23 protein-coding genes are annotated in these 22,214 nt (G+C 42.6%); 14 read left to right on the top strand and 9 right to left on the bottom strand.

The window, feature by feature from the left end; all coding sequences use genetic code 11:
* Positions 1–12: 12 nt before the first annotated feature.
* From AC4MCC_RS13915 to AC4MCC_RS13905, 3 genes are all read right to left on the bottom strand, one after another.
* Positions 13–741 (bottom strand): hypothetical protein, encoded by a 729-nt coding sequence (locus tag AC4MCC_RS13915; RefSeq protein WP_419374881.1) that lies wholly within the window; start codon positions 739–741, stop codon positions 13–15.
* Positions 742–860: 119 nt separating this feature from the next.
* Positions 861–1,364: a GNAT family N-acetyltransferase gene (locus tag AC4MCC_RS13910; RefSeq protein ID WP_419365459.1), complete on the bottom strand. Its 504-nt coding sequence runs from the start codon at positions 1,362–1,364 to the stop codon at positions 861–863.
* A 98-nt stretch (positions 1,365–1,462) separates the two neighbouring features.
* Entirely contained in the window at positions 1,463–2,194 is a 732-nt protein-coding gene (locus AC4MCC_RS13905) for an outer membrane protein OmpK (protein WP_491885454.1), read from the bottom strand.
* 576 nt (positions 2,195–2,770) lie between these two features.
* Here AC4MCC_RS13905 and AC4MCC_RS13900 point away from each other — a divergent pair.
* From AC4MCC_RS13900 to dsbD, 4 genes are all read left to right on the top strand, one after another.
* A complete protein-coding gene (locus AC4MCC_RS13900) occupies positions 2,771–3,139 on the top strand; it encodes an HPF/RaiA family ribosome-associated protein (protein WP_005232722.1) in 369 nt (122 codons plus the stop codon).
* Between the two features lie 128 nt (positions 3,140–3,267).
* Entirely contained in the window at positions 3,268–3,810 is a 543-nt protein-coding gene (locus tag AC4MCC_RS13895) for an ankyrin repeat domain-containing protein (protein WP_004781453.1), read from the top strand.
* A gap of 24 nt (positions 3,811–3,834) precedes the next feature.
* A complete protein-coding gene (locus tag AC4MCC_RS13890; protein WP_416656172.1) occupies positions 3,835–4,602 on the top strand; it encodes a transporter in 768 nt (255 codons plus the stop codon).
* Positions 4,603–4,619: 17 nt separating this feature from the next.
* Positions 4,620–6,464: a protein-disulfide reductase DsbD gene (gene dsbD / locus AC4MCC_RS13885; RefSeq protein WP_491885453.1), complete on the top strand. Its 1,845-nt coding sequence runs from the start codon at positions 4,620–4,622 to the stop codon at positions 6,462–6,464.
* A 58-nt stretch (positions 6,465–6,522) separates the two neighbouring features.
* Here the strand turns inward: dsbD and AC4MCC_RS13880 are convergent, their stop codons facing one another.
* A complete protein-coding gene (locus AC4MCC_RS13880) occupies positions 6,523–7,713 on the bottom strand; it encodes a GGDEF domain-containing protein (protein WP_159124196.1) in 1,191 nt (396 codons plus the stop codon).
* A gap of 265 nt (positions 7,714–7,978) precedes the next feature.
* On the opposite strand from AC4MCC_RS13880, the gene AC4MCC_RS13875 reads away from it, so the two are divergent.
* On the top strand, positions 7,979–8,548 hold the full coding sequence (locus AC4MCC_RS13875; protein WP_159124195.1) for an FMN-dependent NADH-azoreductase: 570 nt from the start codon (positions 7,979–7,981) through the stop codon (positions 8,546–8,548).
* 72 nt (positions 8,549–8,620) lie between these two features.
* Here the strand turns inward: AC4MCC_RS13875 and AC4MCC_RS13870 are convergent, their stop codons facing one another.
* Complete coding sequence (locus AC4MCC_RS13870; RefSeq protein WP_491885452.1) at positions 8,621–9,532, bottom strand: alpha/beta hydrolase; 912 nt, start codon at positions 9,530–9,532, stop codon at positions 8,621–8,623.
* Between the two features lie 155 nt (positions 9,533–9,687).
* Between AC4MCC_RS13870 and AC4MCC_RS13865 the strand changes: the two genes are divergently transcribed.
* Positions 9,688–10,125 carry a DUF2147 domain-containing protein gene (locus AC4MCC_RS13865; protein ID WP_004781465.1) on the top strand — a complete coding sequence of 146 codons (438 nt, stop codon included), beginning with the start codon at positions 9,688–9,690 and terminating at the stop codon, positions 10,123–10,125.
* Positions 10,126–10,212: 87 nt separating this feature from the next.
* Here the strand turns inward: AC4MCC_RS13865 and AC4MCC_RS13860 are convergent, their stop codons facing one another.
* Both AC4MCC_RS13860 and AC4MCC_RS13855 read right to left on the bottom strand, forming a co-directional pair.
* Positions 10,213–10,563, bottom strand: a complete 351-nt coding sequence (locus tag AC4MCC_RS13860; protein WP_491885451.1) for a Spx/MgsR family RNA polymerase-binding regulatory protein — start codon at positions 10,561–10,563, stop codon at positions 10,213–10,215.
* 468 nt (positions 10,564–11,031) lie between these two features.
* Complete coding sequence (locus AC4MCC_RS13855) at positions 11,032–11,850, bottom strand: exodeoxyribonuclease III (protein ID WP_159124217.1); 819 nt, start codon at positions 11,848–11,850, stop codon at positions 11,032–11,034.
* A gap of 41 nt (positions 11,851–11,891) precedes the next feature.
* On the opposite strand from AC4MCC_RS13855, the gene pyrE reads away from it, so the two are divergent.
* Both pyrE and AC4MCC_RS13845 read left to right on the top strand, forming a co-directional pair.
* Positions 11,892–12,542 (top strand): orotate phosphoribosyltransferase, encoded by a 651-nt coding sequence (pyrE, locus tag AC4MCC_RS13850; RefSeq protein ID WP_125279724.1) that lies wholly within the window; start codon positions 11,892–11,894, stop codon positions 12,540–12,542.
* A gap of 426 nt (positions 12,543–12,968) precedes the next feature.
* Complete coding sequence (locus tag AC4MCC_RS13845; RefSeq protein WP_159124191.1) at positions 12,969–13,280, top strand: hypothetical protein; 312 nt, start codon at positions 12,969–12,971, stop codon at positions 13,278–13,280.
* A gap of 141 nt (positions 13,281–13,421) precedes the next feature.
* Here the strand turns inward: AC4MCC_RS13845 and AC4MCC_RS13840 are convergent, their stop codons facing one another.
* Positions 13,422–13,616 carry a DUF3565 domain-containing protein gene (locus AC4MCC_RS13840; protein ID WP_286740185.1) on the bottom strand — a complete coding sequence of 65 codons (195 nt, stop codon included), beginning with the start codon at positions 13,614–13,616 and terminating at the stop codon, positions 13,422–13,424.
* 130 nt (positions 13,617–13,746) lie between these two features.
* Between AC4MCC_RS13840 and gshB the strand changes: the two genes are divergently transcribed.
* Complete coding sequence (gshB, locus tag AC4MCC_RS13835; protein WP_419365468.1) at positions 13,747–14,694, top strand: glutathione synthase; 948 nt, start codon at positions 13,747–13,749, stop codon at positions 14,692–14,694.
* Between the two features lie 38 nt (positions 14,695–14,732).
* Here the strand turns inward: gshB and AC4MCC_RS13830 are convergent, their stop codons facing one another.
* Positions 14,733–15,935, bottom strand: a complete 1,203-nt coding sequence (locus AC4MCC_RS13830; protein ID WP_419365469.1) for an MFS transporter — start codon at positions 15,933–15,935, stop codon at positions 14,733–14,735.
* Between the two features lie 410 nt (positions 15,936–16,345).
* On the opposite strand from AC4MCC_RS13830, the gene murG reads away from it, so the two are divergent.
* The 5 genes from murG (at position 16,346) to ftsA (ending at position 22,079) form a co-directional block, all read left to right on the top strand.
* Entirely contained in the window at positions 16,346–17,443 is a 1,098-nt protein-coding gene (gene murG, locus AC4MCC_RS13825; RefSeq protein WP_419374872.1) for an undecaprenyldiphospho-muramoylpentapeptide beta-N-acetylglucosaminyltransferase, read from the top strand.
* Between the two features lie 12 nt (positions 17,444–17,455).
* A complete protein-coding gene (gene murC / locus AC4MCC_RS13820) occupies positions 17,456–18,904 on the top strand; it encodes a UDP-N-acetylmuramate--L-alanine ligase (RefSeq protein ID WP_005232692.1) in 1,449 nt (482 codons plus the stop codon).
* Between the two features lie 53 nt (positions 18,905–18,957).
* On the top strand, positions 18,958–19,887 hold the full coding sequence (locus AC4MCC_RS13815; protein ID WP_179991918.1) for a D-alanine--D-alanine ligase: 930 nt from the start codon (positions 18,958–18,960) through the stop codon (positions 19,885–19,887).
* Between the two features lie 3 nt (positions 19,888–19,890).
* Entirely contained in the window at positions 19,891–20,745 is an 855-nt protein-coding gene (locus tag AC4MCC_RS13810) for a cell division protein FtsQ/DivIB (RefSeq protein ID WP_034703611.1), read from the top strand.
* A gap of 71 nt (positions 20,746–20,816) precedes the next feature.
* Positions 20,817–22,079: a cell division protein FtsA gene (ftsA, locus tag AC4MCC_RS13805; protein ID WP_034170249.1), complete on the top strand. Its 1,263-nt coding sequence runs from the start codon at positions 20,817–20,819 to the stop codon at positions 22,077–22,079.
* Positions 22,080–22,214: the final 135 nt, after the last annotated feature.

Below are 22,214 nucleotides of genomic sequence, written 5' to 3'. Positions count from 1 at the left end.
TAACAACTCAATTTAAGACTCAACTTTTAAATAGTGTCCATCTGCATAGACATTATGTCCAAAGCCACAACCTGAACTGCCATTGTCCTGTTTTAAAATCACCTGCTGCCCCTGTTTAGGATCAAAAGCAAAATTGAGATTAATTTTGCAGTCATCTGATCGATAGGTCGTTTGATTTTTATTAACAGGCATTGTGGTTTCAAATTCACCTATATTTGGACCATAAATCATGCTATTTACTCCCATATAGAGGCCATTAAAATGAATCTGATAAGAATTTTTAATCCGTTTGACTTGAATGGTATTCCAGTGACCGAAGCCAGCATGCTGTATATAGATGCCAGCCAAGTTTTGAGTTTTTTGCGGGAGAGGAAGCTGTTTTAAATTAAATTGACTGCTTTTGGCCTGAGGAAAGACTGAAAACCAGGCCCGTGCCCATTGTGGTTTTCCTGATTTAAAATAGCTTAACCCGACATTATTAAAAGCAGTGGCAATGGCACTCTCGGAAAAAGATACACCGCTATTTTCACTATGCATTGCACAAAAGGCAGACCAGGAAGCTTGCTGTTGAAATTGTCCTAGCGCATTTTGATACTGTTTCTGATCATAAAATTTTCTTCCCGAGTCGGCATAGCTTTTCACCTTGGCACATTCGGATCGGAGTTCAGTTTCAAAGTCTGAATTGGCGAAACTGAAACTACTCAGGGGGAGAATACTGATAAAGATAAACCATTTATCCATAATTTTACTCAACTGACATTATTCTGGTTTTAATAGAAAATTTTATCTCTCCGCAATTTTTCTAACAGATTATTGACCTATTTATATTAAGTTTTACATAAAAAATAAAATATTTTGGTTTAGTTCAGGTTGAGTTGCATTAATACCAGATCGCGCCATTGTCCAAATTTCTGTCCAACTTCTGGCATATAACCGGTTTGTTTAAAGCCTAATTTCTCATGTAAGGCAATTGATGCTTGATTTTTATGGTCAATGGCACCGACCATAACATGGATAGCATTTTGTCGGGCATGTTCAATCAGCTTGAGCATCAAGGTTTTGCCCAGACCTTGCCCTATAAAATCTGCATGAAGAAATACAGAATGTTCAACAGTGTGTTTAAAACCCTGAATGGGTCGAAATGTAGAATAATCCGCATAACCTGCAATTTGCTTGGACACTAAATGCTCAGCCACCAATAAAGGAAATCCCTGAGCATTTAATTCACTTAGCATGTTCTGAAAATCCTGGATCGTTTTTGGCGTGCTATTCCAGGTTGAGGTTCCGTATAAGATTTCAGCATTGTAGATCGGGAGTATCTGTTCCAGATCTTGAATTTGAGCAGGACGAATAACAAAGCTCATAAGCAGATGCCAAAAAAAGAAAGAGAATATCTAACCATAACTTGAATTTAGGCAATAAAAAAGCAGAACCGAAGTTCTGCTTTATTCATTCTAAAAACTTAGAAATGGTATTTCACCAATGCGCTAACATTATGTTCGTCTAAGCCTTTGATCGAATATTTATTATTCCAAACTGAATGCTCGATACCGAAGTATAATTTGGTTTCAGGAGAGATATGTTTACCAGCATTCCATTTGTATTGAGACGTCCAGTTCAATTCACTTGCATGATCGTTTTTCTCAGCTGTTGACCAGTCCAGGAAAGCATCTGCCAGGAATTCTTCACTACCAATTTTAAATGGAACCGCATAAGTAATGGTCATCTGATAGTCATCTTCAGAACCTTTTTCATTATCAACTTTATAGAAGTTGATGTTTGCATAACTGGTATAAGGAACATCTAGAGCAAATCCAATACCATATAGGTAATTATTAAAGCCTTCACCACCTTCCCAAGTAGTAGAAATAAGTACGTCTTTAATTGGACCAGCTTCAAGTTTTTGGCCAGTGACCGCACCTAAGCTTAAACGTGGTGAAACTTCAAAGTAAGTTTCATTACCACTGAGATCATTATTAGTACGGTCAGCAAAGGCGAAGATATCACCATATTTTAAACCAGCTGCATATTCAGCCGTAATGGTTGACTGTTCTAAATCATCAACCATACCTACAGGATGTGCATAATTTTCGCCATATAGGCCTGTCAAACTAAAATCCTGCCAAACTGCTGCCTGAGTGAAAGCTGCTGTTGAAGCCAATGCACAAAGTGCCGCGATTTGTGTAAATTTCATTTAAATATCTCCCCCGAGAAAGCAGCTTAAGGATACAGATTAATAAGTAAAAATAAAGTCAAAATTGATCGCTGACGGAAATATTTCATCGTCTTGAGCTGATGATAATTTGAGATATGGGGAGAAGAAGGTTTATAGGATAATTGAAGCGAGTTAAATTTTTATATTTAAATTAATTTTAAGAATAGAGACTCAATTTTGAAGCTGAGTAAAGTAAAGACATAGATCTTCTATGAACAGGGCAAAGACTGCTTTAATTTTGGGAAGGTCATGTGAATAGTAATTCGATTGTTCTAAATCTGGAAGATCAATCACGATCCTGTAAGCAGTTGTCACGATCGGTTGTCCTTTTGCTAAAAAAATCAAAATATCACTTGCATATTTTCAACAGAGGACCGATATTCGAAGTATAGGAACACGGTTCTGCAGACTCAAAAATGTGTTCATCATTCAATCTGGAGGGTTTTATCCAAAGCGATTTGAAGATGTGAAATGCAATATAAAACAGCAAGCTATACACGTGCCAAGATAAAAATTCTGCACTAAAAAGTTAAAATGATTTGAGGATGGTATTTTATGAACATTGAACTCCGTACCGATAAAAACATTCGCAATAGTGATCGTCTAATTACTTACGTTCGTACCGAATTAAATCAGGAATTCCAGCGCCACAGTGAGCGTATTACCCATTTCTCAGTGCATCTTAGCGATGAAAATGCTGCCAAAGGAGGCGATGACGATATTCGCTGCATGATCGAAGCACGTCCTGCCGGCTTGAAGCCAATTGTCGTGAACCATCATGGTCATAATGTTGATACTGCGATTCATGGAGCCATTGACCGTTTAAAACGCAGTCTGGAACATGTGATTGAGAAAAAAGATAACGTACGTAGCACTCCGCTAAAACTTGCGGAAGAAGATACAGGTACAGATCTAGAACAATAAATAATTCGCAGATGAAAAAGGCCCTACGGGGCTTTTTTCAATTTTAGATAAAATAAACGAATGAGAACAAAACAAATCCCGCTTTATTCGGCATAATAGTGAAAAACGAATTTGAAGTGAGCTCCATCATGTTAACTGCGCAACAACAGCTTTTTGTGCAAGCACTCGAAGAACTTAATCTGGGTCAGGTCAAACAGCTTTTGGCAGATGGACTTAACCCGAATTTTATTGATCTGGAAAAAGGCCCAGTTATTTCCATCTGGTCAGATGGCCTGTTCAAATGGTGGGAAGAAGTCTGCGAAGCTTATGAAGCGGGCAGTCCCTTAACTGCTGAAGAAAAACAGCAACGTCTGGATGTACATTTACAGATTCTGGAAGCGCTGATCCAGGCCAAAGTCAATTTGCATCTTTGGGATGCTGAAGAAGTTTATGGCCCGCTTTGGGATGCGGCCAGTGCAGCCTGTGTACCTGCAGTGCAGCGCCTATTAGAAGAAAAAGTCAATCCGAACAGCAAGGATGAAGAAGGATTAACCATTCTGTCATCGATTAGTGATTTATTCTTTGATTGTGATTTTGATGAAATTAACTGGGCAGAAGCACTGGAAGAAGAAAAACAGACCCTAGAATTATTGCGTAGTCATGGCGCAAAAATGACCAAGGAATTACATTAAATTTTAAGAAAGAGCTCCAGCAAGATGAAGACAACTTTAAGAATATTGGGTTTGATGGCACTGACGGGTGTCAGTGCACAGCTTTGTGCAGCGGTAGAGTTTGACCGACCAGGTGAAGGTCTGGGCACCAGTACAGTTCCAGTGGGTCAGTTAGCTTGGGAACAGGGTTTACCGAGTTTCTCTTATAGCGAAGCGACTGTGGATGGAAGCAAGCTGAAACAAACCACTTTAAATGCCGACGTCTTGTTGCGTACCGGTTTGACTGATGATCTGGAATTACGTTTAGGCTGGGCCGGTCCGGCTTGGTCACAAACCAAGTTCAATGGTCAGACTGAAGAGGATGACGGTCTAGGCGATGTCAGTATTGGCCTGAAAAAAGCCATTGATCTGGATGATGAAAAACTCAGTATGGCGCTGATGGCTGAAGCTATTATTGCCACAGGTAATGCTAATTTTAGTAATGAAGAAGATATTTATAGCCTGAGCTCAGCAGTTGCTTATCAATATAATGATTTGGTGAATACTGCACTGACCATGCGTTATGAATGGCAGGATAGCAACTGGGCGATTACTGCAATTCCAGCTTTAAGCTATCAGATTGCTGATCGCTGGTCAGGTTATTCTGAACTGATTTATCGCAAAGCTGAAAGTCAGGATAATGAATATGCGCTAGGCACTGGTGTCATGTATGCATTGAATGATCAGGTACAGCTTGATGCCAGTGTCGGGGTAGATATGGAAGGTCAGAATAAAGGTTACTTCTCAGGCTTGGGCGTATCGTTCCTATTCTAAGCTGCTCTTATTTCGATATGACCAAAGCACTACAGTTTAAGATCGGGAGAAAAGTATTTTCTCCAGTCTTATTGGGCACAGTGTTGCTTAGCAATATTGCTCAGGCAGAAGCGCCTTTGCTTTCGCCTGAGCAGGCTTTTCCTCTGAGTATCAGTTCAGTCACTCAGCAACAGGCTGAACTTAGCTGGGAAATTCCGCAAAACTATTATCTTTATCAGCATAAGGTAGAGCTAAAGCAGGGAAGTCAGCCGATGACCTTGCAATTGCCACCCGCTGAAGATCTATATGATGAAAACTATGGTCATACCCAGGTTTATTATCAGCAATTAAAAGTTCAGATTCCGACACAGGCGGGTCAAACTTATCAGGTCAGCTGGCAAGGCTGTGCCAAAGACCGGCTTTGTTACCCACCCCAAACCATTGAATTCAAGACTGACTTATCCGGTCTGGTGCAATATGAATCTACTGGCTCGGGTAATAAACGGTTACTGGATTTAAGCAGCTCTTCCTCACAGCACAACCGGATTCTGGAAAATTCTGCTGATGATCTAGAATCAGGAAATACAGACAGCAAAATCGTCGAAGTCATTTCTACACGATCCAACAGCGACTCGGCACAAGACCAGCAATGGTCTACACGTCTAGCTGAAAGTTCGCTGGCTTATGGATTACTGTTATTTTTCGGCTTGGGCATTTTGCTGGCATTTACGCCATGCTCTTTGCCGATGCTGCCAATTCTGACTTCACTGATTGTTCGTGATAGCAAAGGCATCAAGGCTTGGATGATTGCCCTAAGCTTTGTAAGCAGTATGGCCGCAGTCTATGCGGTACTGGGCTTGATCGCATCTTCAGCCGGACTCAACTTTCAACGCTGGTTACAGCAACCTGCCACCCTGATGGCATTTAGTGCATTATTTGTGGTATTTGCCCTCAACCTGTTTGGCCTGTTTGAAATTAAAATGCCACAGCGTCTGACGCAGCGTCTGGACCGGGTTCAGGCGATGCAGCAAGGAGGAACTCTAGTTAGCGCTGCGGTCATGGGATCTGTTTCTGCCTTATTGGTCGGGCCTTGTATGACGGCACCATTAGCTGGTGCATTACTGTTTATTTCCCAGACCCAGAACCAATGGCAAGGCGCAGTGCTGCTGTTTACTTTAGGTTTCGGTATGGGTACCCCGTTGCTGCTGGCCAGTATTATGGGGGCACGCATCCTACCTCGAGCCGGGCACTGGATGAATCAGGTAAAAGTACTCTTTGCTTTCATCATGCTGGCTTTGGCCTTGTATTTTATTCGTCCGCTGATTTCAGAAGCTGCATTGCAGTGGCTGTCGCTAGGGTTGGGCTTAAGCTTTGTTGCTTATGTTCTGGCACGATTATTCTGGAAAAATACCGGACTGCGCTGGCTTTATATCATCTGTTTGGCTATCGCTGTGCCTTATATTACATATAGTCAATATCAGCATAGTCAGCGCTTTTTTATTGAAAATGCCCAACAACAGGCGAGTTGGCATATAGCAAAAACAGCCACTGAATTTGAACAATTACTGGCTACAGTACCGAAAGGGCAGAAGGTCATTGTGGATGTCTATGCTGATTGGTGTGTGGCCTGTCAGCCGATTGAACATAAAGTATTAAAGGCAGCTGTTGTCCAGCAGGCCTTAGTCCCTTATTTTCTGATCAAGCTGGATCTTAGTCAGTATGATGCTACGCATCAGACCCTGCTTAACCGATGGGAAATTCTGGGACCACCGACCTATTTATTTCTCGATACTCAGCAGCAGGAGATTCGCAGCTTACGTTTGACAGGTGCATTTAGTGAAGCAGAATTATTGGCACAACTACAGCTTTTAGAGCAGCTCTAACATTCACTTTAAAGCTTTTCGGGTACGTGCTTTAAAGTGAATAAGACTGATGAAAATATCAGGCTGGTTGAACTTTTAGAGGTTCCAGATAAGATTTCACCTGATTCCGTCCACCGGCTTTGGCCTGATAAAGGGCCTGATCGGCTTGGCTCAGAAGTTGCTGCGGGCGTAATTCAGGTTTTGAAATAGCAATGCCAAAGCTGGCAGTCACCGGAATCAACTGTCCTTCATCACTAAAAATCTGTAGCTGCTGGATCGCGCTTCGGCAACGCTCTGCTACCTGCTGAGCTTTTTCCAGGCTGGAATTATTCAGGACCAAAATAAATTCTTCACCACCGAACCGTCCGACGACATCGCTTTCACGTAATTGCTGGTTCAGTACCGCACTGACTTGTACCAGTGTTTCATCGCCCTTGTGATGTCCATAGTAATCATTGATCTTTTTGAAATGATCCAGATCCAGCAGCACCAGTGCATAGTTAAAAGTCGCAGTACTATTTAACTGATCCAGACATTGATTAATGCTACGGCGGTTAAACAGATTGGTCAGAGGATCAATCTGGCTGAGATGGTTGATTAGCTGTTCGCGATAACGCCATTGACTGAGTAAAATCTCAAATAAAATCATGCAGACAGCAAGAATTGGCAGGATAAAATACAGCATTGATAATAGCCAGAAGCTATTATGGAAAAACTGGTCCTGAATATTAAAGAGTGGCGAATAAGGCAGTTGCTGGTTAAAACTTAGATAGGCGCAAGTTACCAGAAACAGTGAGGCTGGAATCAGCATGCTATAGACCAGCCTCCGGTGAAACAGGACCAGTCCTACCGTCATCAGGCAAACATAGGCAATTGTGGCTACCGGACTGATCACGCCTACGATATACGCATCCCGACACAGGGACACCACAAAGATACCCACTGCCAGATAGGGAAAATATCGTTCTATCAGCGCATTACCCTGAAATTTATAACAGGGATAAATCAGAAGAACCAGCGCCAGTAAAAATAGGCCATTCATGTGAACTTGTGAACGAACGACGTCAATATGGACATGCTGCCAGTATTGCGGATGTGACAGGACAAAAAGATCCCAACTTAGCCAGCTGATATGTATGCCACAGCCCAGTGCCAGCATCAGGATACACTTTTTCAAAATTCCCCAGTTCATCACCACTTCATCTTCGATCAGATATTTCTTGAGTCGATGATTCTGGAATTTTTGTAATACTGCTGACATTCGCTTCATACAACAGGTCTGACCTTTATTGTTATTGCTAAGTTTTTAAAAGATGGAAAAATATTGCTTTAATTATTTACAGAAATATAACATACAATTAATTCATTGATAATCAGTAATATTTATCAAAAATTAAAAAAAAGGAGAAAAAATTAAGCTGGAAATTTATTGTTCTAAATACGCAATGAAGTGTTTTATTTAAACCCATTATTTCATTATTTAAAATTTATTAAGCTATGTTCATTCCCGAACAATGAACGGACCAGATTAAGCAATGAAAATTTTACAGATTGATTCCAGTATTTTAGGCGATGCCTCTATTTCCCGTCAGTTGACTCAAGCTATTGTGGGACAGCTTCAACAGAAACATGGTGAGGCAGTTGAGCTTGAATATCTGGACTTGGCTGCACAGCCGATTCCACATTTAACTGCTGAAATTTTGATGGGTCAGAATCTTGAGCAGGCGGCTTTAGGAGAACAGATTTTACAGCAGTACTTACAGGCGGATATCGTGGTGGTTGGGGCCGCTATGTATAACTTCGGTCTACCTTCTACCTTAAAAGCCTGGATTGACCGCATTAGTGTGGCAGGGCGTACTTTTAAATATACAGAAAATGGCCCAGTGGGTCTGGCAGGTGAAAAGAAAGTCTATATTGCCAGTAGCCGCGGTGGTGTTTATGGCGAACAAAGCCCAGTCGATTTCCAGGAAGCTTTCCTGAAAACTGTGTTTAACTTTACTGGCGTAACTGATGTGCACGTAATTCGCGCTGAAGGCGTCAATATGGGTGATGTAGCGAAACAGCAGGCAATTGAAACTGCGATGGCGCAGGTCAGCCAGATCTAAAATTCGATAGAAAATGAATGAACAAAAAAAGGTCAGCAATCGCTGATCTTTTTTATGGCTTCTTTTAAATTTCTAGTCTTGATCCAGACGATGAGCAAATTCTGAAAGATCCGCCAGCGCTTGTCGGGCCTCTTCAAACCAGGCACTAAACATCTGAAAATTATGCCACATGCCGGTATATAACTTGAATTCAACATCGACACCAGCCTGTTCCGCTTTTTCCTTGAAGCGTGTGGCATCATCCAGTAGGATTTCTTTAGATCCCACCTGTATATGCATCGGTGGCAAACCACTGAGATCGGCAAAAAATGGGGAAATTTCCGGATCGCCACGATCCATTGCACTCGGTACATAATACTGAATCCCGGTTTTCAGGGTTTCAATCGAAAGCAGGGCATCATGTTTCTGATTATAGCGTAGTGATTCACTGGTCAGGGTCAGATCAAGGAAAGGGGAAAGTAGAATCAGTCCACTCACCTGTGGCAGACCTTCCTGCTGTAATTTGAGTGCCAATGCCAACGCCAGATTAGCACCACACGAATCTCCGGACAGAATAATGTCCTTGGCCTGAATGCCCTGATCTAATAACAGGTTATAGACATCAAAAACAGCTTCCAAAGGTTCAGGATAAGCAGATTCGGGTGCCAGAGGATAATCAATATGCAGTACCTGCATCTGGGTGCGAGCGGCAATCTGGGTCATAAAGGCACGATGGGTATTTAAGGAACCGAGATAAAAAGCACCGCCATGAATATGGAAAATCAGCTGGCTGGATTCCTGCTGTGGTTTGATTTCCTCGGCATGTACACCCGCCAGTCGGAGCGAACGGATTTGTACAGACTTATCTTGCGGAAAGATCTTGCACATCTGCTCCAGTGCGACCCGTAAGGAGCTTGGAGGAAGATTGAACCGACTAGGCGCGCGGATGGTCGCTTTTAAAAGACTTTCTGTAATTAATTGTTTCGTCACGGGGCTCATCTTCATCTTCTTTCCATCTTTTTCTGCTTTTATTGATTATGTGGATTATTTACCAACAATATTTACAAGGTTACACTAAATAGTCACAGGTAAAAATTGCAAAAATGTTGTGACTTTTTAATACTACATCGGTCTATCTCAGACTAGGGAAATGAAGAAAAATGAAAAAAATTACGCTAATGTTAGGACTACTCGGCTTATCTGCGCTGGCCAATGCTGCAGATCCTTTAAATGGTACCGTTTGGAAAACGATTGACGACGAAACCAAACAACCAAAGGCTATAGTAAAATTTACTGAGCAAAAAAATGGGACATTATCTGCAAGCATCCAATCGGTATTAACACCGGGTGAAGAAAATGCTTGTACAAAATGTGAAGGTCCGTATCACAATAAATCGCTGAAAGGTTTAACGATTGTGAAAGGCCTGAAAAATACAGGCGGAACCAGCTATGACAGTGGTTCGATCCTAGATCCAAAATCTGGTAAAACTTACAAATTGAAAGGCAACCTGACAGATGGTGGCAAGAAGCTTGAGCTACGCGGTTATATCGGCGTGTCTGCTTTAGGTCGTAACCAGACCTGGATTCGTGCCAAATAATGGATCAGAACCGTTCTCTAAAAACTACCATAAAAAAAGCCTGACCTCTGTCAGGCTTTTTTTATTCTTCCAGCTCATCTGAGACAATTAGTCTTTTAGCTTTTGATAAGTGGCTTCATCAAAACCAGCGATAAAACCAGTTGCAGTCTGTAATACCGGACGTTTGATTAAGCTGGTATGAGTAGTTAGGGCAGTAATCAGATTATCTTCACTGGTAAGCGCATTTTCCTGCTCTTCTGCAGTGAGTTTACGCCAGGTAGTGCCTTTCTTATTCAGTACTACATCTTGGCCTAAAGCATCCAGCCAGGTTTTAACCGTATCCGCATCAATCCCCTGTTTTTTATAATCATGAAATTCGTAAGCTAGTTCCAATTCATTAAGCAAATCAAAAGCTTTTTTCATTGAATTGCAGTTTTTAATGCCATAAATCTTGAGCATGCTCGCTGTATCCCAAACAGTTTATTTATTGATGGCTTAGCTTAGCTGAATTTATGCCGATCGCCTATGTGCTTTCAAGAGGCTTGTTTTTAAGCAATATTTAAAAGACATATCATCCGATTGACATCGTTTAAGATCAGAAGGGGTATTAAAAAGTAAGTGGTGAAGTTTAAGAATAAGAAAAAATGAAGGTGCTAAAATGAGAAAACCCGCATCTAATCATCCTGATTATGCGGGTCTCAATACAACGTCCGTTGTCACATCCATGAAAAACAAGCTAAATCTGATAGTTTGTTTTATTTTCTTCCTACGGCGTCCTGTCCTTATAGTGTCATCCTGACATATCCCTGTGCCGTGTGAGTATCATGCGCTGTTAGGGAGGGAAGATAAACCTGAAAATACGTCATGTAGTGTAGGTAATAAACCTTAATTGAGTGAACATTTGTTCACTCAATCTTTCGGTCGGTTTTAGATTTTATAGTCAATAATCACGGGTGCATGGTCACTAAACCATTCATCTTTATAGACCCAGGCATTTACAGTACGGTCTTTCCAGTCCGGTGAGCAAGCCTGATAGTCAATCCGCCAGCCCACGTTCTTGGCGCGGGCTTGACCACGATTTGACCACCAGGAATACAGTTCGGCTTCTTTACGGACTTCACGGAATGTGTCGACATAACCCAGCTCATCATAAATATGATCTAACCAGGCACGTTCATGCGGCAAGCAGCCCGATGCTTTCTGGTTGCCGGACCAGTTTTTAATATCGATACGTTTATGCACGATATTGTAATCACCACAGACAATGATGGATTTGTCTTCATCGCGCCATTGTTTCAGGATCTTTTTATACTCTTCCAGAAAGTGATCTTTACGTGCCTGCGCTTCATCGCCCGAAGAACCTGAAGGTAAATACAGGGAACAGATATGTGCTGTTTTTTCCAGACCCAAGTCAAATTCTGCCGAGATAAAACGACCTTGAGAATCAGCCAGTTCAAAACCCAGACCATCGGTAATGGAAACAAAAGGCAGGCGGCTGTAAATCGCTGTGCCGGCATAACCTGGACGCTCGGCAGGGAACAGGTGAGTATACCAGCCTTCAGGCTTGAATTTGTCAGTCCACTGCGCATGGGTAATCCGACTTTCCTGCATGCAGATCACATCGGCATCAGACTGTTCGATCCACTCTAGCAAGCCCTTGCTGACAGAGGAACGTAAACCGTTGACATTAATTGAAACGACACGAAGAATTTTTTGATCACCTGGATAGCTACTCTTTGGTATCATGCGCAAATCTTACCCTTAATTAATGGATTTAGGAGCACCTCATGTCAACGCCAGCTCAGTTTAACCCGCAAGCTTTTATCGAACTCGCATTATCACGTGGTGTGCTTAAATTTGGTGAGTTTACTTTAAAATCAGGACGTGTGAGTCCTTATTTTTTTAATGCTGGCTTGCTCAATGACGGTGAGGCCTTGTCACTACTGGCTTCTGGCTATGCTGCAAAATTAACTGAATGTGACAATGTTGAAGTGATTTTTGGACCAGCATACAAAGGCATTCCTTTTGTGGCGGCTACAGCAGTGGCGCTGTCTCAAAATCATGGCGTGAGCGTGCCATGGGGCTTTAACCGTAAAGAAGCCAAAGATCACGGTGAAGGTGGTGTGCTAGTAGGTGCTTCAGTCGAAGGGAAAAAAGTCTGGATCATTGATGATGTGATCACCGCCGGTACTGCCATTCGTGAAGTGGTCACCATCCTGAAAAATGCCGGTGCGCAAATTGCAGGTGTACTGGTTGCTCTTGATCGTCAGGAAAAAGGCCAAGGTGAATTATCTGCTATTCAGGAAGTACAAAAAGAACTGGAAATTCCAGTACATGCACTGATTACCATGAAAGATTTAATGAATTACCTAGATGCAAAAGGCGATAGCGAAGCATTGGCGAAAATGGAAGCTTATCGTGTGAAATACGGAATCTAAAACCTGATTCACCAGATAAAAAGTAAAGCCTTAGTAATCTAAGGCTTTACTTTTTATGGGAAGAAAGATTCTGTTCAGGCGACTGTATTTAAAAGAAATATAAATAATAAGATAGAAATTCTGATCTGGATAAACTTTAAATTTGATAAGTTATATTATCTTCTTCAAAATTAAATTTTATATAAATATTCTTCTCAATATATAAATCTTGATCAAAATTATTTTATCTAAAAAGAAAAATATTTTTAAAAGAAACTCATTAAAGAATGAATTACCCCCCCCCATAAAGTCCCTTTACAAATAAAATGAATAAGGTAGTTATGGTCATTGTTTACAAATTGTAATCTGCCTATATTAAAATAAACATTACGTAATTAATTATAAGAATTTCATAATTTTAATTGATTTAAAATAAGAGTACTAGGAATGGATTACTGGAACAGTGTTTTATTTATATCGATTATAACGGTGGTAGGTTTAGCCATTATTGTCATGCTGGTAGGCTACAAGATGTGGAAAAACTTGGTGGTGACTTTACTGATCTCTACAACGATTGGCTTTCTGATTATATGTACTATTAACTTTATCTTTGGGGAAAATCTGAATTTGCCCTGGATTCCTGATCAGAGCTGGCATCATAAGATCACTTTGGAAATTGCTCTGATGAGCTTACTGATTGGCGGGGTCAGTACCTTTATTATTATGCTGGGAACCATGATTTCGAAAAATAATCGTTAAATCATAAAATTAGATGTATTTAGTTGAAAGATAATGCATTTATAAGCCAGGTATTATTATTTTTATTCAGGTTTTAATCAATTTTCTAAACGAGATAAAATACTCAGGGTGAGTATATATACTGATTTGATTTAGAAGATATTAATCCTCGTGTATTTCACATTTTTTGCAGTCCAATAAGACGCCCAGTTTTTCTTTACGGCCTTGTTCGGTCATGACCCAAGGACGGTTTTGCCAAGGGGGATTATGCCGCACATGCTGACCATGACCACAGGCCAGTTCAGCGACCCAATGATTTTCTTCATCCAGATGAAAGCCGACAATTGCCTGCTGCATGATAAATGCTCTTGTTGATTAAAGTATTTAAGCATTTATACAAAATTAGTCATGCAAAATCACCATAAACAAAAGAAACTGCACAGGCTATACTCCTTGCTAATGTATTTTTAAGAAAGAGCACAGAGACATGCGCGTACTTGTTGTGATGGATCCCATCGAAAATGTAAACCTGAAAAAAGATTCAACCATGGCCATGTTATGGGCAGCTGCACGCCGTGGACATGAACTGGGTTATGCATTACAGCAAGATTTATATATCGATCAAGGGAAGGCCTTTGGTCTGATCTCGCCTTTGCAGGTATTTGAAGACTATAACCATTACTACGAACTGGGTGAAAAGAAAAAAGAATCGGTTGCAGCTTATGATGTGGTGCTGATGCGTAAAGATCCGCCATTCGACATGAACTTTGTCTATACCACTTATATTCTGGAACAGGCAGAACGGGAAGGGGCATGGATTATTAACAAACCGCAAAGTCTGCGTGACTGCAATGAAAAGCTGTTTGCTACTCAGTTCCCGCATCTGCAAGTTCCGACTTTGGTAACGTCGCAACAAAGCCTGATCCGTGAATTTTTAAAAGAGCATGTCGATGTCATTGTAAAACCATTGGATGGTATGGGCGGCACCGGAATTTTCCGTCTCTATCAGGATGGTATCAATATTGGCTCAACCATTGAAATTCTGACCAACAATGGTAACCAGCCGATTATGGCACAGCGTTATATTCCTGAAATTGTAGAAGGGGATAAGCGTATCCTGATGATCAATGGCGAACCCGTGCCGTATTGTCTGGCCCGTATTCCGCAAAATGGTGAAGTGCGTGGCAATCTGGCGGCAGGCGGTTTAGGTCAAGCACGTCCATTAACTGAGAATGATAGAGCCATTGCAGCGCAAGTAGGTCCTTATCTCAGAGAAAAAGGTCTGGTATTTGTTGGTCTGGATGTGATTGGCAACTATGTCACTGAAATTAACGTCACCAGTCCAACCTGTATCCGTGAAATTGATACCCAGTTTGGTACCTCCATTGCAGATGATCTGTTTGATGTACTGGAAGCCGGTCTGGATCAAGCCTAAGCTTTCAATAATAAAAAGAGCCTCGTCTGAGGCTCTTTTTATTGGGCATAACGCTTGAATAAAAGCAAGGTCATTAAGATTCCTAATATAGAAAGGCTGGCGGTAACTGCCGCGATATAAGCCCAATTCTGTGTGGTCGAAACCAGTGCTGCGCTCAAAGGCGGTAAAAGAAACTGAGCACAGGCTGAAAGCTGTAAAACCAGACCCACACTGGCTGCTGCGGCATTGGCGCGCGGGGCATACTGCAAAGTAATGGCAAAAATGGTGGTCGGGATAATTCCACCAATCAGTGAAAACAGTACAGCACTTATAAACTGTAATTCGAACATGAGCCATGAACTGGCTGTAAAAGCCAAAAAGCTGCTACACAGCATGGCTATAAATCCGGTGTTGAATAGCGTCTTGGGTTTCCAGCCACGTTGTAACAACATACCTGCACCAAAAGTGCCGCCCAGATTAGCAAGTACCACGATTGAAACCAGAACGCCTGCAACTTTTAAATCAATGCCGTGTTCGACGTACATGCTGGGCAGGAACCCGGTCACGGTAATCCACTGACTGGTATAACAGGCAAAAATAATAGCTAAACACAGGATGGGAGGATGGGTAAGGGTGACTTTGATAATCTGCCAGAATGAAGTATTTGACGGTACTGGTTGAGTCGTCCTGTTGGGTGCACATGCCGCTGAATCTATTTGTAGATATCGTTTAATGATGCCTGCAATAATCAAGCATAGACTGCCGAGAATGGCCCAAATATTTTGCCAGTTCAGGTATTCGAGTAAAACAGGAATACTAAAAACAGCAACACTGACACCCACGCCCATATAGGAACTCCAGAGTCCCATTTTAAAATTCAGTGTTTCAGGCCGACTGATCCGTTTTAAAATTGCAGGCGCACACAAGGAAATAGTTAAAAATCCAATCCCTTCGGTAAAGCGGAAGAAATATAAGGCTGTGGCATGCTGAATCCAGAGGCCAGCTATACTGCTTAGTCCTAAAATGATTAATGCCAAAATCAGGCAGCGCTTTAAACCCACTTTTTCCGAAAAAGCACCAATACAAAGGGCAAATAGCATCCCGGCTCCTTGTACTAAAGACAGGGAAAACCCGGCTTGTGTAAAACTTAAGCCTAAATCCTGTTGCAGAATGGGAATAACAGCAGATAGTTTACCGACATGCATGGCGGCCAGATAACCGGCTAAAATAATCCATAGATCACGTATTGATATTTTTGACATCTATAATGCTTGAGTCCATTTAAGGAATATGCAGATCAATTTGAAAAAAATTATATAGATATAGGGATAACATAAAATTTTATTCAGATTTATATGATTTAGGCATAAGTTAATAGGATGAATTAAATGGAAAAATAGCCAGTAATTAGTGAAAAATGTATAGATTTAGCAAGTAGGTATAAAAAGATTAAATGAAAAATATTCAAAAATTATGCTGATATTTCACTTAAGTCTAAGGAAAAATGCAGACCTTATAATAAAACTAGTTTAAACTTCAAATTAGTATGAAAAAAACAATGAAACGCTTGTTGAAATAAGGTAAATAAACTTTCAAGGGCAAGCGTTTGTGATTACAATTGATGACTTAAATTAGACCTCCTGTTTCATTTTTAAAATTGAAGAATTAGACCGTGACCGACGCTCAGCAAAAACAGCCTAAACATGTCATGATGATGGCCGCAGGTACGGGTGGACATGTGTTTCCAGCGTTAGCCGTTGCAAAAGATTTACAACAACAAGGAATTGAAGTGTCTTGGTTGGCAACGCCAGCAGGCATGGAAAACCGATTATTAAAAAACCATAATATTCCAATTTATCAAATCGATATTCAAGGTGTGCGTGGCAATGGTTTTGTGCGTAAAGCCTTGGCACCCTTTAAAATTTTAAAAGCTACTCTTAGTGCCATGAAGCATATGAAACAGCTCAAAGTCGAAGCTGTTGCAGGCTTTGGCGGTTATGTGGCAGGGCCGGGTGGTCTGGCAGCGCGGATCCTGGGTATTCCTGTGATTATTCACGAACAGAATGCAGTTGCGGGTTTTACCAATACCCAATTGTCACGGGTCGCTAAAACGGTATGTCAGGCTTTTCCTAATACTTTCCCAGCACAAGATAAAGTGGTGACCACCGGTAATCCGGTACGTAAAGAAATTACAGAAATTTTAAATCCGTCCTGGCGTTATCAGGAGCGGAAAAAAGCTGGCCAGCCGTTACGAATTCTGATAGTTGGTGGTTCACTTGGGGCACAAGCCTTAAATGAACGTGTGCCGGAAGCCTTGAAACAGTTGAATGTGCCGTTAAATGTTTATCACCAGTGTGGTCAAAATCATGCTGAAGCAACGCGCGCACGTTATGCAGACAAACCAGCCTCTTTGCAGGTTGAAGTTCAGCCTTTCATTGAAAATATGGCTCAAGCTTATAGCGATGCCGATCTGGTCATTTGCCGTGCCGGTGCACTGACGGTTACTGAAATTGCAACTGCCGGTGTAGCCGCGATTTTTGTACCGCTACCAAGTGCAGTTGATGACCACCAAACTGCGAATGCCAAATTCCTGGCCAATCAGCAGGCAGCCAAAATCTGCCCGCAGGCTACTTTGACGCCAGACAGTTTAAAAACCTTATTAGAGCCGATGCTTGACCGTCAGGTACTGATGGAAATGGCGGTAAAAGCACGCCGTCAGGCTCAACCCGATGCGACCCAGCATGTGGTCCGTTTAATTCAAGAATTGTAATCCGAGTAAATTATGTCTCCAGTAACCCCAGCAGACCAAGCAAAGAAATTAATTAAAGTCCCGGAAATGCGCCGGATCAAGCATATCCACTTTGTAGGGATTGGTGGTGCAGGGATGTGCGGGATTGCAGAAGTGCTGAAAAACCAGGGGTATAAAGTTTCTGGTTCAGACATCAAAGCCTCAAAAACCACGGCTCAATTAGAAGAAAATGGCATCAAGGTCTATATCGGCCATGCAGCCAGCAACATCAAAGGTGCCAATGTCATCGTGGTATCTACCGCGATTGATAAGGAAAACCCGGAAATCAAGGCAGCCCTTGAAACCCGTACACCTGTGGTCCGCCGTGCAGAAATGCTGGGTGAGCTGATGCGTTACCGTCACGGGATCGCGGTTGCAGGTACTCACGGTAAAACCACGACCACCAGTCTGATTACCTGTATGCTGGCAGAAGAAAATCTGGATCCAACTTATGTGATCGGCGGTTTGCTGAACCGTACTGGTGTGAATGCCGCTTTGGGTGCAAGTCGTTATATCGTGGCAGAAGCCGATGAATCAGATGCATCATTCCTGTATCTAGAACCAATGGCTGCCGTTGTGACCAATATTGATGCTGACCATATGGATACTTATGGCGGTAGCTTCGATGTTTTAAAAGATACCTTTATCCAGTTCCTGCAAAAACTGCCATTCTATGGTTTGGCGGTTGTGTGTGGTGACGATGCCAATATCCGTGAAATCATGCCTCGTATTGGTCGCCCATTACTGACTTATGGTTTTAATGAAGACAATGACATTCGTGCTGTCGATGTTGTACAGGAAGGTATGCGCAGTCACTTTACCGTATTACGTAAAGATCGTGAGCCGCTACGCGTGACTGTGAATCAGCCGGGTCTGCACAATGTGCTCAACGCCCTGGCTGCGATTGGGATTGCAACGGATGAAGGCGTATCTGATGCAGCCATTTGCCGTGCACTGGAAGGCTTTAGTGGTGTAGGTCGCCGTTTCCAGGTACAAGGTCAATTCGAGCTTGAAGGCGGCGATGTGAAACTGGTCGATGACTATGGTCACCATCCAAAAGAAGTAGAAGCCACTATTAAAGCAGCTCGTGCCAGCCATCCAGATCGCCGTCTGGTGATGATGTTCCAGCCGCACCGTTTTAGCCGTACCCGTGACTGTTTTGATGACTTCGTAGAAGTGCTGTCGCAAGTCGATCAACTGCTTTTACTTGAAGTGTATCCGGCAGGGGAAAAGCCAATTGTAGGTGCAGATAGCCGCGCATTGGCACGTAGTATCCGTTTACGTGGGGAAGTTGAACCAATCCTAATTGATCCGGTCGAGGGGAACCTGAGCCAGGTGATGAAAAAGGTATTGCAAGCAAATGACTTGTTATTAACCCAAGGCGCAGGTAATGTTGGAGCAATCTCAATCGAACTTGCTCAAAATCATTTATATGTAAAGTAAAATAGTCATGTTATGACTGATTGAACAGATTCAAAAAGTTTAAGGATATAAACGTGTCAAATGCTTCAAAATTCGGAAAAGTTGCCGTATTGCTGGGTGGTAAATCTGCAGAGCGTGAGGTTTCGCTAGATAGTGGAACCGCCGTACTTGAGGCATTAGTGCGTTCTGGGGTCAATGCAGAAGCGTTTGATCCACAAGAGCGTAGTGTTACCGAGCTAGTAAATTATGATCGTGCGTTTGTGGTATTGCATGGTCGTGGCGGTGAAGACGGCCAGATTCAGGGTGCGCTGGAATGGTTGAATATTCCATATACCGGTACAGGCGTACAGGGTTCTGCCATTGGTATGGATAAAGTCAAAACCAAACAGGTTTGGCAGGGTTCAGAATTACCTACTGCGCCATACCGTATCGTGACCAAGAACTCGAATGCGCAAGAAATTGTATCTGCTTTAGATTTGCCGCTGATCATTAAGCCTGTACATGAAGGTTCGAGTATTGGCATGAGTAAAGTTGAAAAAGTAGAAGACTTTGCCGATGCGATTGCCAAAGCGACTGAACATGATGCCGTTGTTATGGCAGAGAAATGGATCACAGGCCGTGAATTTACCATTGTGATTCTGAATGGTCAGGCTTTACCCGTTATTCGCCTGCAACCGCCAGAAGATGTGGCTTTCTATGACTACGAAGCTAAATATCAACGTAATGATGTGGAGTATGGCATTCCATGTGGCTTGAGCGAGTCTGAAGAGAAAGAATTGCAAGCTTTGGCTCTACGTGCTTTCCAGGCAGTGGGTGCAAGTGGCTGGGGTCGTATTGATGCAATGCAGGATGAACAGGGTAATTTCTGGTTGCTGGAAGTGAATACAGTTCCAGGTATGACCAGTCATTCTCTGGTACCAAAAGCGGCTGCAGCCGTTGGCTATAGTTTTGACGCGCTCTGTGTAGCGATTCTGGAACAAACATTAAACGGTGCGGCACACTAAGTTATGGCTCAACTCCCAGCAACCATGCGCCGTAAACGTGCTGCGATTACCTCAATTCACGACAAGCCGCCGACACGCAAAGAAAAACTGACCAACCTGGGTGGTTGGGCCTTGTTGTGTGTCGCGCTGGTGGTGCTGGCTTTTGGGATTTTTGGCCTGTACAAGGTGATGACTGATGCTCAGGTAGCAGAGCTGAAAGTGGCAGGAACGCGTTCAGCAGCTGAAGAGCGCCAGGTCATGCAGTACGTTTCACCGATTGTGACTGAAAACTATTTCACTTCGGACCTGGAATCGATTCGTGACCGCGCACTGGAACTGTCTTGGGTGGACCGTGTGGTGGTATCTCGTGCCTGGCCAGACAAGATTCATGTCCGGGTAATGCCGCATCATGCTATTGCCCGATGGGGTACAGGACGGCTGCTAAGTGATAGTGGCATTATTTTCACTGAAGTCAGTCCTAAAGATTATTCAGCTTTACCGTTGCTGCATGGACCCTCTACTCATGCAAATACCATGATGCGACGTTATAATGAAATCAATCAGTTATTTTTACCACAAGGTATTCGTTTAAAAGAATTATATTTAACTGAACGAATGACATGGTTTATGCAGTTTGATTCAGGTTTGCGTGTAATTGTCGATAAAGACCAGACCATGAGCAAGTTGCAACGTTTGAGTCATCTGTCCTATAGCGAACTAAAACCGGTATGGTCGAAAATTTCAGCGATCGACCTGCGTTATCGCAATGGATTGGCGATTCAATGGAAAAATTCAATTCCGCCTAAAATTGTAAATGGTCAATTTATTGTAACCATTAATGACACGGGCGTTGAGAATAATGTAACAGTAAAGCCATAATGACCGGCTTTAAAAACTAGAGGCCTTATAAAGCCATAAATCTAACAAACACGTAATGGTAGTAGTTAATAATGAGTGAAGCTGTTCCCTCGGTTGTGGCGATTGACATTGGGACACACAAAGTTTCAGTTTTGATTGGTAAGGTACACGCGCCAGACAATATCCAAGTGATTGGGATGGCGACCGCTCGTAACCGAGGCATGAATAAAGGAAAAATTGTCAGTCTCGATAAAGTCATTACCGCCATTAAAAACGCCGTACAAGAAGCGGAAGATATGGCTGAATGTCGTGTGCATTCTGCGTGGATTTCGATTCCAAGTGCTGAATTAAAAAGCTTTTATGCCTCGGGTCGTACCACCATTGATAATAGTGAACATTCAATTACGACCAGTGAAGTGGTGCGGGCACTTGAGCTGGCCAAAGCCAGTCATGTCACCTCAGATCATTATCTGGTGAGTGCGGTACCTTTGGGCTTCGAGCTGGATGATGCACCGGAATGGGTACTCAACCCGATCCGTATGTCGGCACATAGCATGACCGGGCATTATCACTTGATGATGTTACCGATCAGCACCATGCAGAATATTGACCGCGCTTTAAAAGGAGCCAATATCGGTGTGGAGAAAATGGTGGTGTCCTGTCTGGCTACCGCTGAAGCCAGCCTGCTCAAAGATGAAAAAGAATATGGCGTGTGTCTGGTGGATATCGGTGCGGGAACCACCAATGTCGCTGTTTATCTGGATGGCCGTTTGGCATTAACCCATACCATTCAGCGTGGCGGTGAACATGTCACCCGTGATATCGCAGCAGTTCTACAGACCACAACAGAAGAAGCAGAACGTCTGAAATTGCTCTATGGTTGTGTTGACCTGAAAGTGGTTAAACCAGAGCATATGATTCAGTTCCAGGGCATTGACGGACCACAAACCATCAGCCGGATTGAACTGACTGAAATTATCATGGCGCGTTATGAAGAAATCATGGGTCTGGTGCGTGATGAACTGGTAAACCATGGCGCGATGCAGGGACTGTATCATGGTGTGGTGCTGACTGGTGATGCCAGTCAGATTGAAGGTATGGTCAGCTTTGTACGCCGTACCTTGGGTGTATCTGCACATCTGGGCAATCCACCGGTACAGGTCTATGCGGATGAACAGCACCAGGCGGCTTTACGTCGTTCCCAATACGCAACAGTGGCTGGTTTGCTGATGTTTAGTCAGAGTGATACCCAGGAAACCCTCGTTGAAACCGAAGACGGGGACAAATTATCAGTAACACAGCGCATTAAACGGGCATGGTCAGGTTTTAACGAAACGTTAAAAGCGATCTTTTAAGCGATTTTTATTGTGAATATTGTTGGGAAGTTGTAGTTAATCGGGCTTGTACTTGACAAGTGCCTGCTTGAGCAGCATTCTTAAAAACAATTTTTATCAAGATTAAGGCAGTATACGGGCTTAGTGACTGCCAAT

The organism is Acinetobacter sp. CAU_H_56, from assembly GCF_058599425.1.
The sequence above is the reverse complement of the archived record's forward strand: the minus strand, read 5'-3'. Positions and strand labels throughout refer to the sequence as shown.

Excerpts from the sequence above, each read along its gene's own strand:
- AC4MCC_RS13900 (WP_005232722.1), top strand. The coding sequence starts at position 2,771 with ATGAACATTGAACTCCGTACCGATAAAAACATTCGCAATAGTGATCGT.
- AC4MCC_RS13890 (WP_416656172.1), top strand. The coding sequence starts at position 3,835 with ATGAAGACAACTTTAAGAATATTGGGTTTGATGGCACTGACGGGTGTC.
- AC4MCC_RS13880 (WP_159124196.1), bottom strand. The coding sequence starts at position 7,713 with ATGAAGCGAATGTCAGCAGTATTACAAAAATTCCAGAATCATCGACTC.
- AC4MCC_RS13895 (WP_004781453.1), top strand. The coding sequence starts at position 3,268 with ATGTTAACTGCGCAACAACAGCTTTTTGTGCAAGCACTCGAAGAACTT.
- dsbD (WP_491885453.1), top strand. The coding sequence starts at position 4,620 with ATGACCAAAGCACTACAGTTTAAGATCGGGAGAAAAGTATTTTCTCCA.
- AC4MCC_RS13865 (WP_004781465.1), top strand. The coding sequence starts at position 9,688 with ATGAAAAAAATTACGCTAATGTTAGGACTACTCGGCTTATCTGCGCTG.
- AC4MCC_RS13840 (WP_286740185.1), bottom strand. The coding sequence starts at position 13,616 with ATGCAGCAGGCAATTGTCGGCTTTCATCTGGATGAAGAAAATCATTGG.
- AC4MCC_RS13845 (WP_159124191.1), top strand. The coding sequence starts at position 12,969 with ATGGATTACTGGAACAGTGTTTTATTTATATCGATTATAACGGTGGTA.
- AC4MCC_RS13860 (WP_491885451.1), bottom strand. The coding sequence starts at position 10,563 with ATGCTCAAGATTTATGGCATTAAAAACTGCAATTCAATGAAAAAAGCT.
- AC4MCC_RS13870 (WP_491885452.1), bottom strand. The coding sequence starts at position 9,532 with ATGAAGATGAGCCCCGTGACGAAACAATTAATTACAGAAAGTCTTTTA.
- AC4MCC_RS13905 (WP_491885454.1), bottom strand. The coding sequence starts at position 2,194 with ATGAAATTTACACAAATCGCGGCACTTTGTGCATTGGCTTCAACAGCA.
- AC4MCC_RS13915 (WP_419374881.1), bottom strand. The coding sequence starts at position 741 with ATGGATAAATGGTTTATCTTTATCAGTATTCTCCCCCTGAGTAGTTTC.
- pyrE (WP_125279724.1), top strand. The coding sequence starts at position 11,892 with ATGTCAACGCCAGCTCAGTTTAACCCGCAAGCTTTTATCGAACTCGCA.
- gshB (WP_419365468.1), top strand. The coding sequence starts at position 13,747 with ATGCGCGTACTTGTTGTGATGGATCCCATCGAAAATGTAAACCTGAAA.
- ftsA (WP_034170249.1), top strand. The coding sequence starts at position 20,817 with ATGAGTGAAGCTGTTCCCTCGGTTGTGGCGATTGACATTGGGACACAC.
- AC4MCC_RS13875 (WP_159124195.1), top strand. The coding sequence starts at position 7,979 with ATGAAAATTTTACAGATTGATTCCAGTATTTTAGGCGATGCCTCTATT.
- AC4MCC_RS13830 (WP_419365469.1), bottom strand. The coding sequence starts at position 15,935 with ATGTCAAAAATATCAATACGTGATCTATGGATTATTTTAGCCGGTTAT.
- murC (WP_005232692.1), top strand. The coding sequence starts at position 17,456 with ATGTCTCCAGTAACCCCAGCAGACCAAGCAAAGAAATTAATTAAAGTC.
- AC4MCC_RS13910 (WP_419365459.1), bottom strand. The coding sequence starts at position 1,364 with ATGAGCTTTGTTATTCGTCCTGCTCAAATTCAAGATCTGGAACAGATA.
- AC4MCC_RS13810 (WP_034703611.1), top strand. The coding sequence starts at position 19,891 with ATGGCTCAACTCCCAGCAACCATGCGCCGTAAACGTGCTGCGATTACC.
- AC4MCC_RS13855 (WP_159124217.1), bottom strand. The coding sequence starts at position 11,850 with ATGATACCAAAGAGTAGCTATCCAGGTGATCAAAAAATTCTTCGTGTC.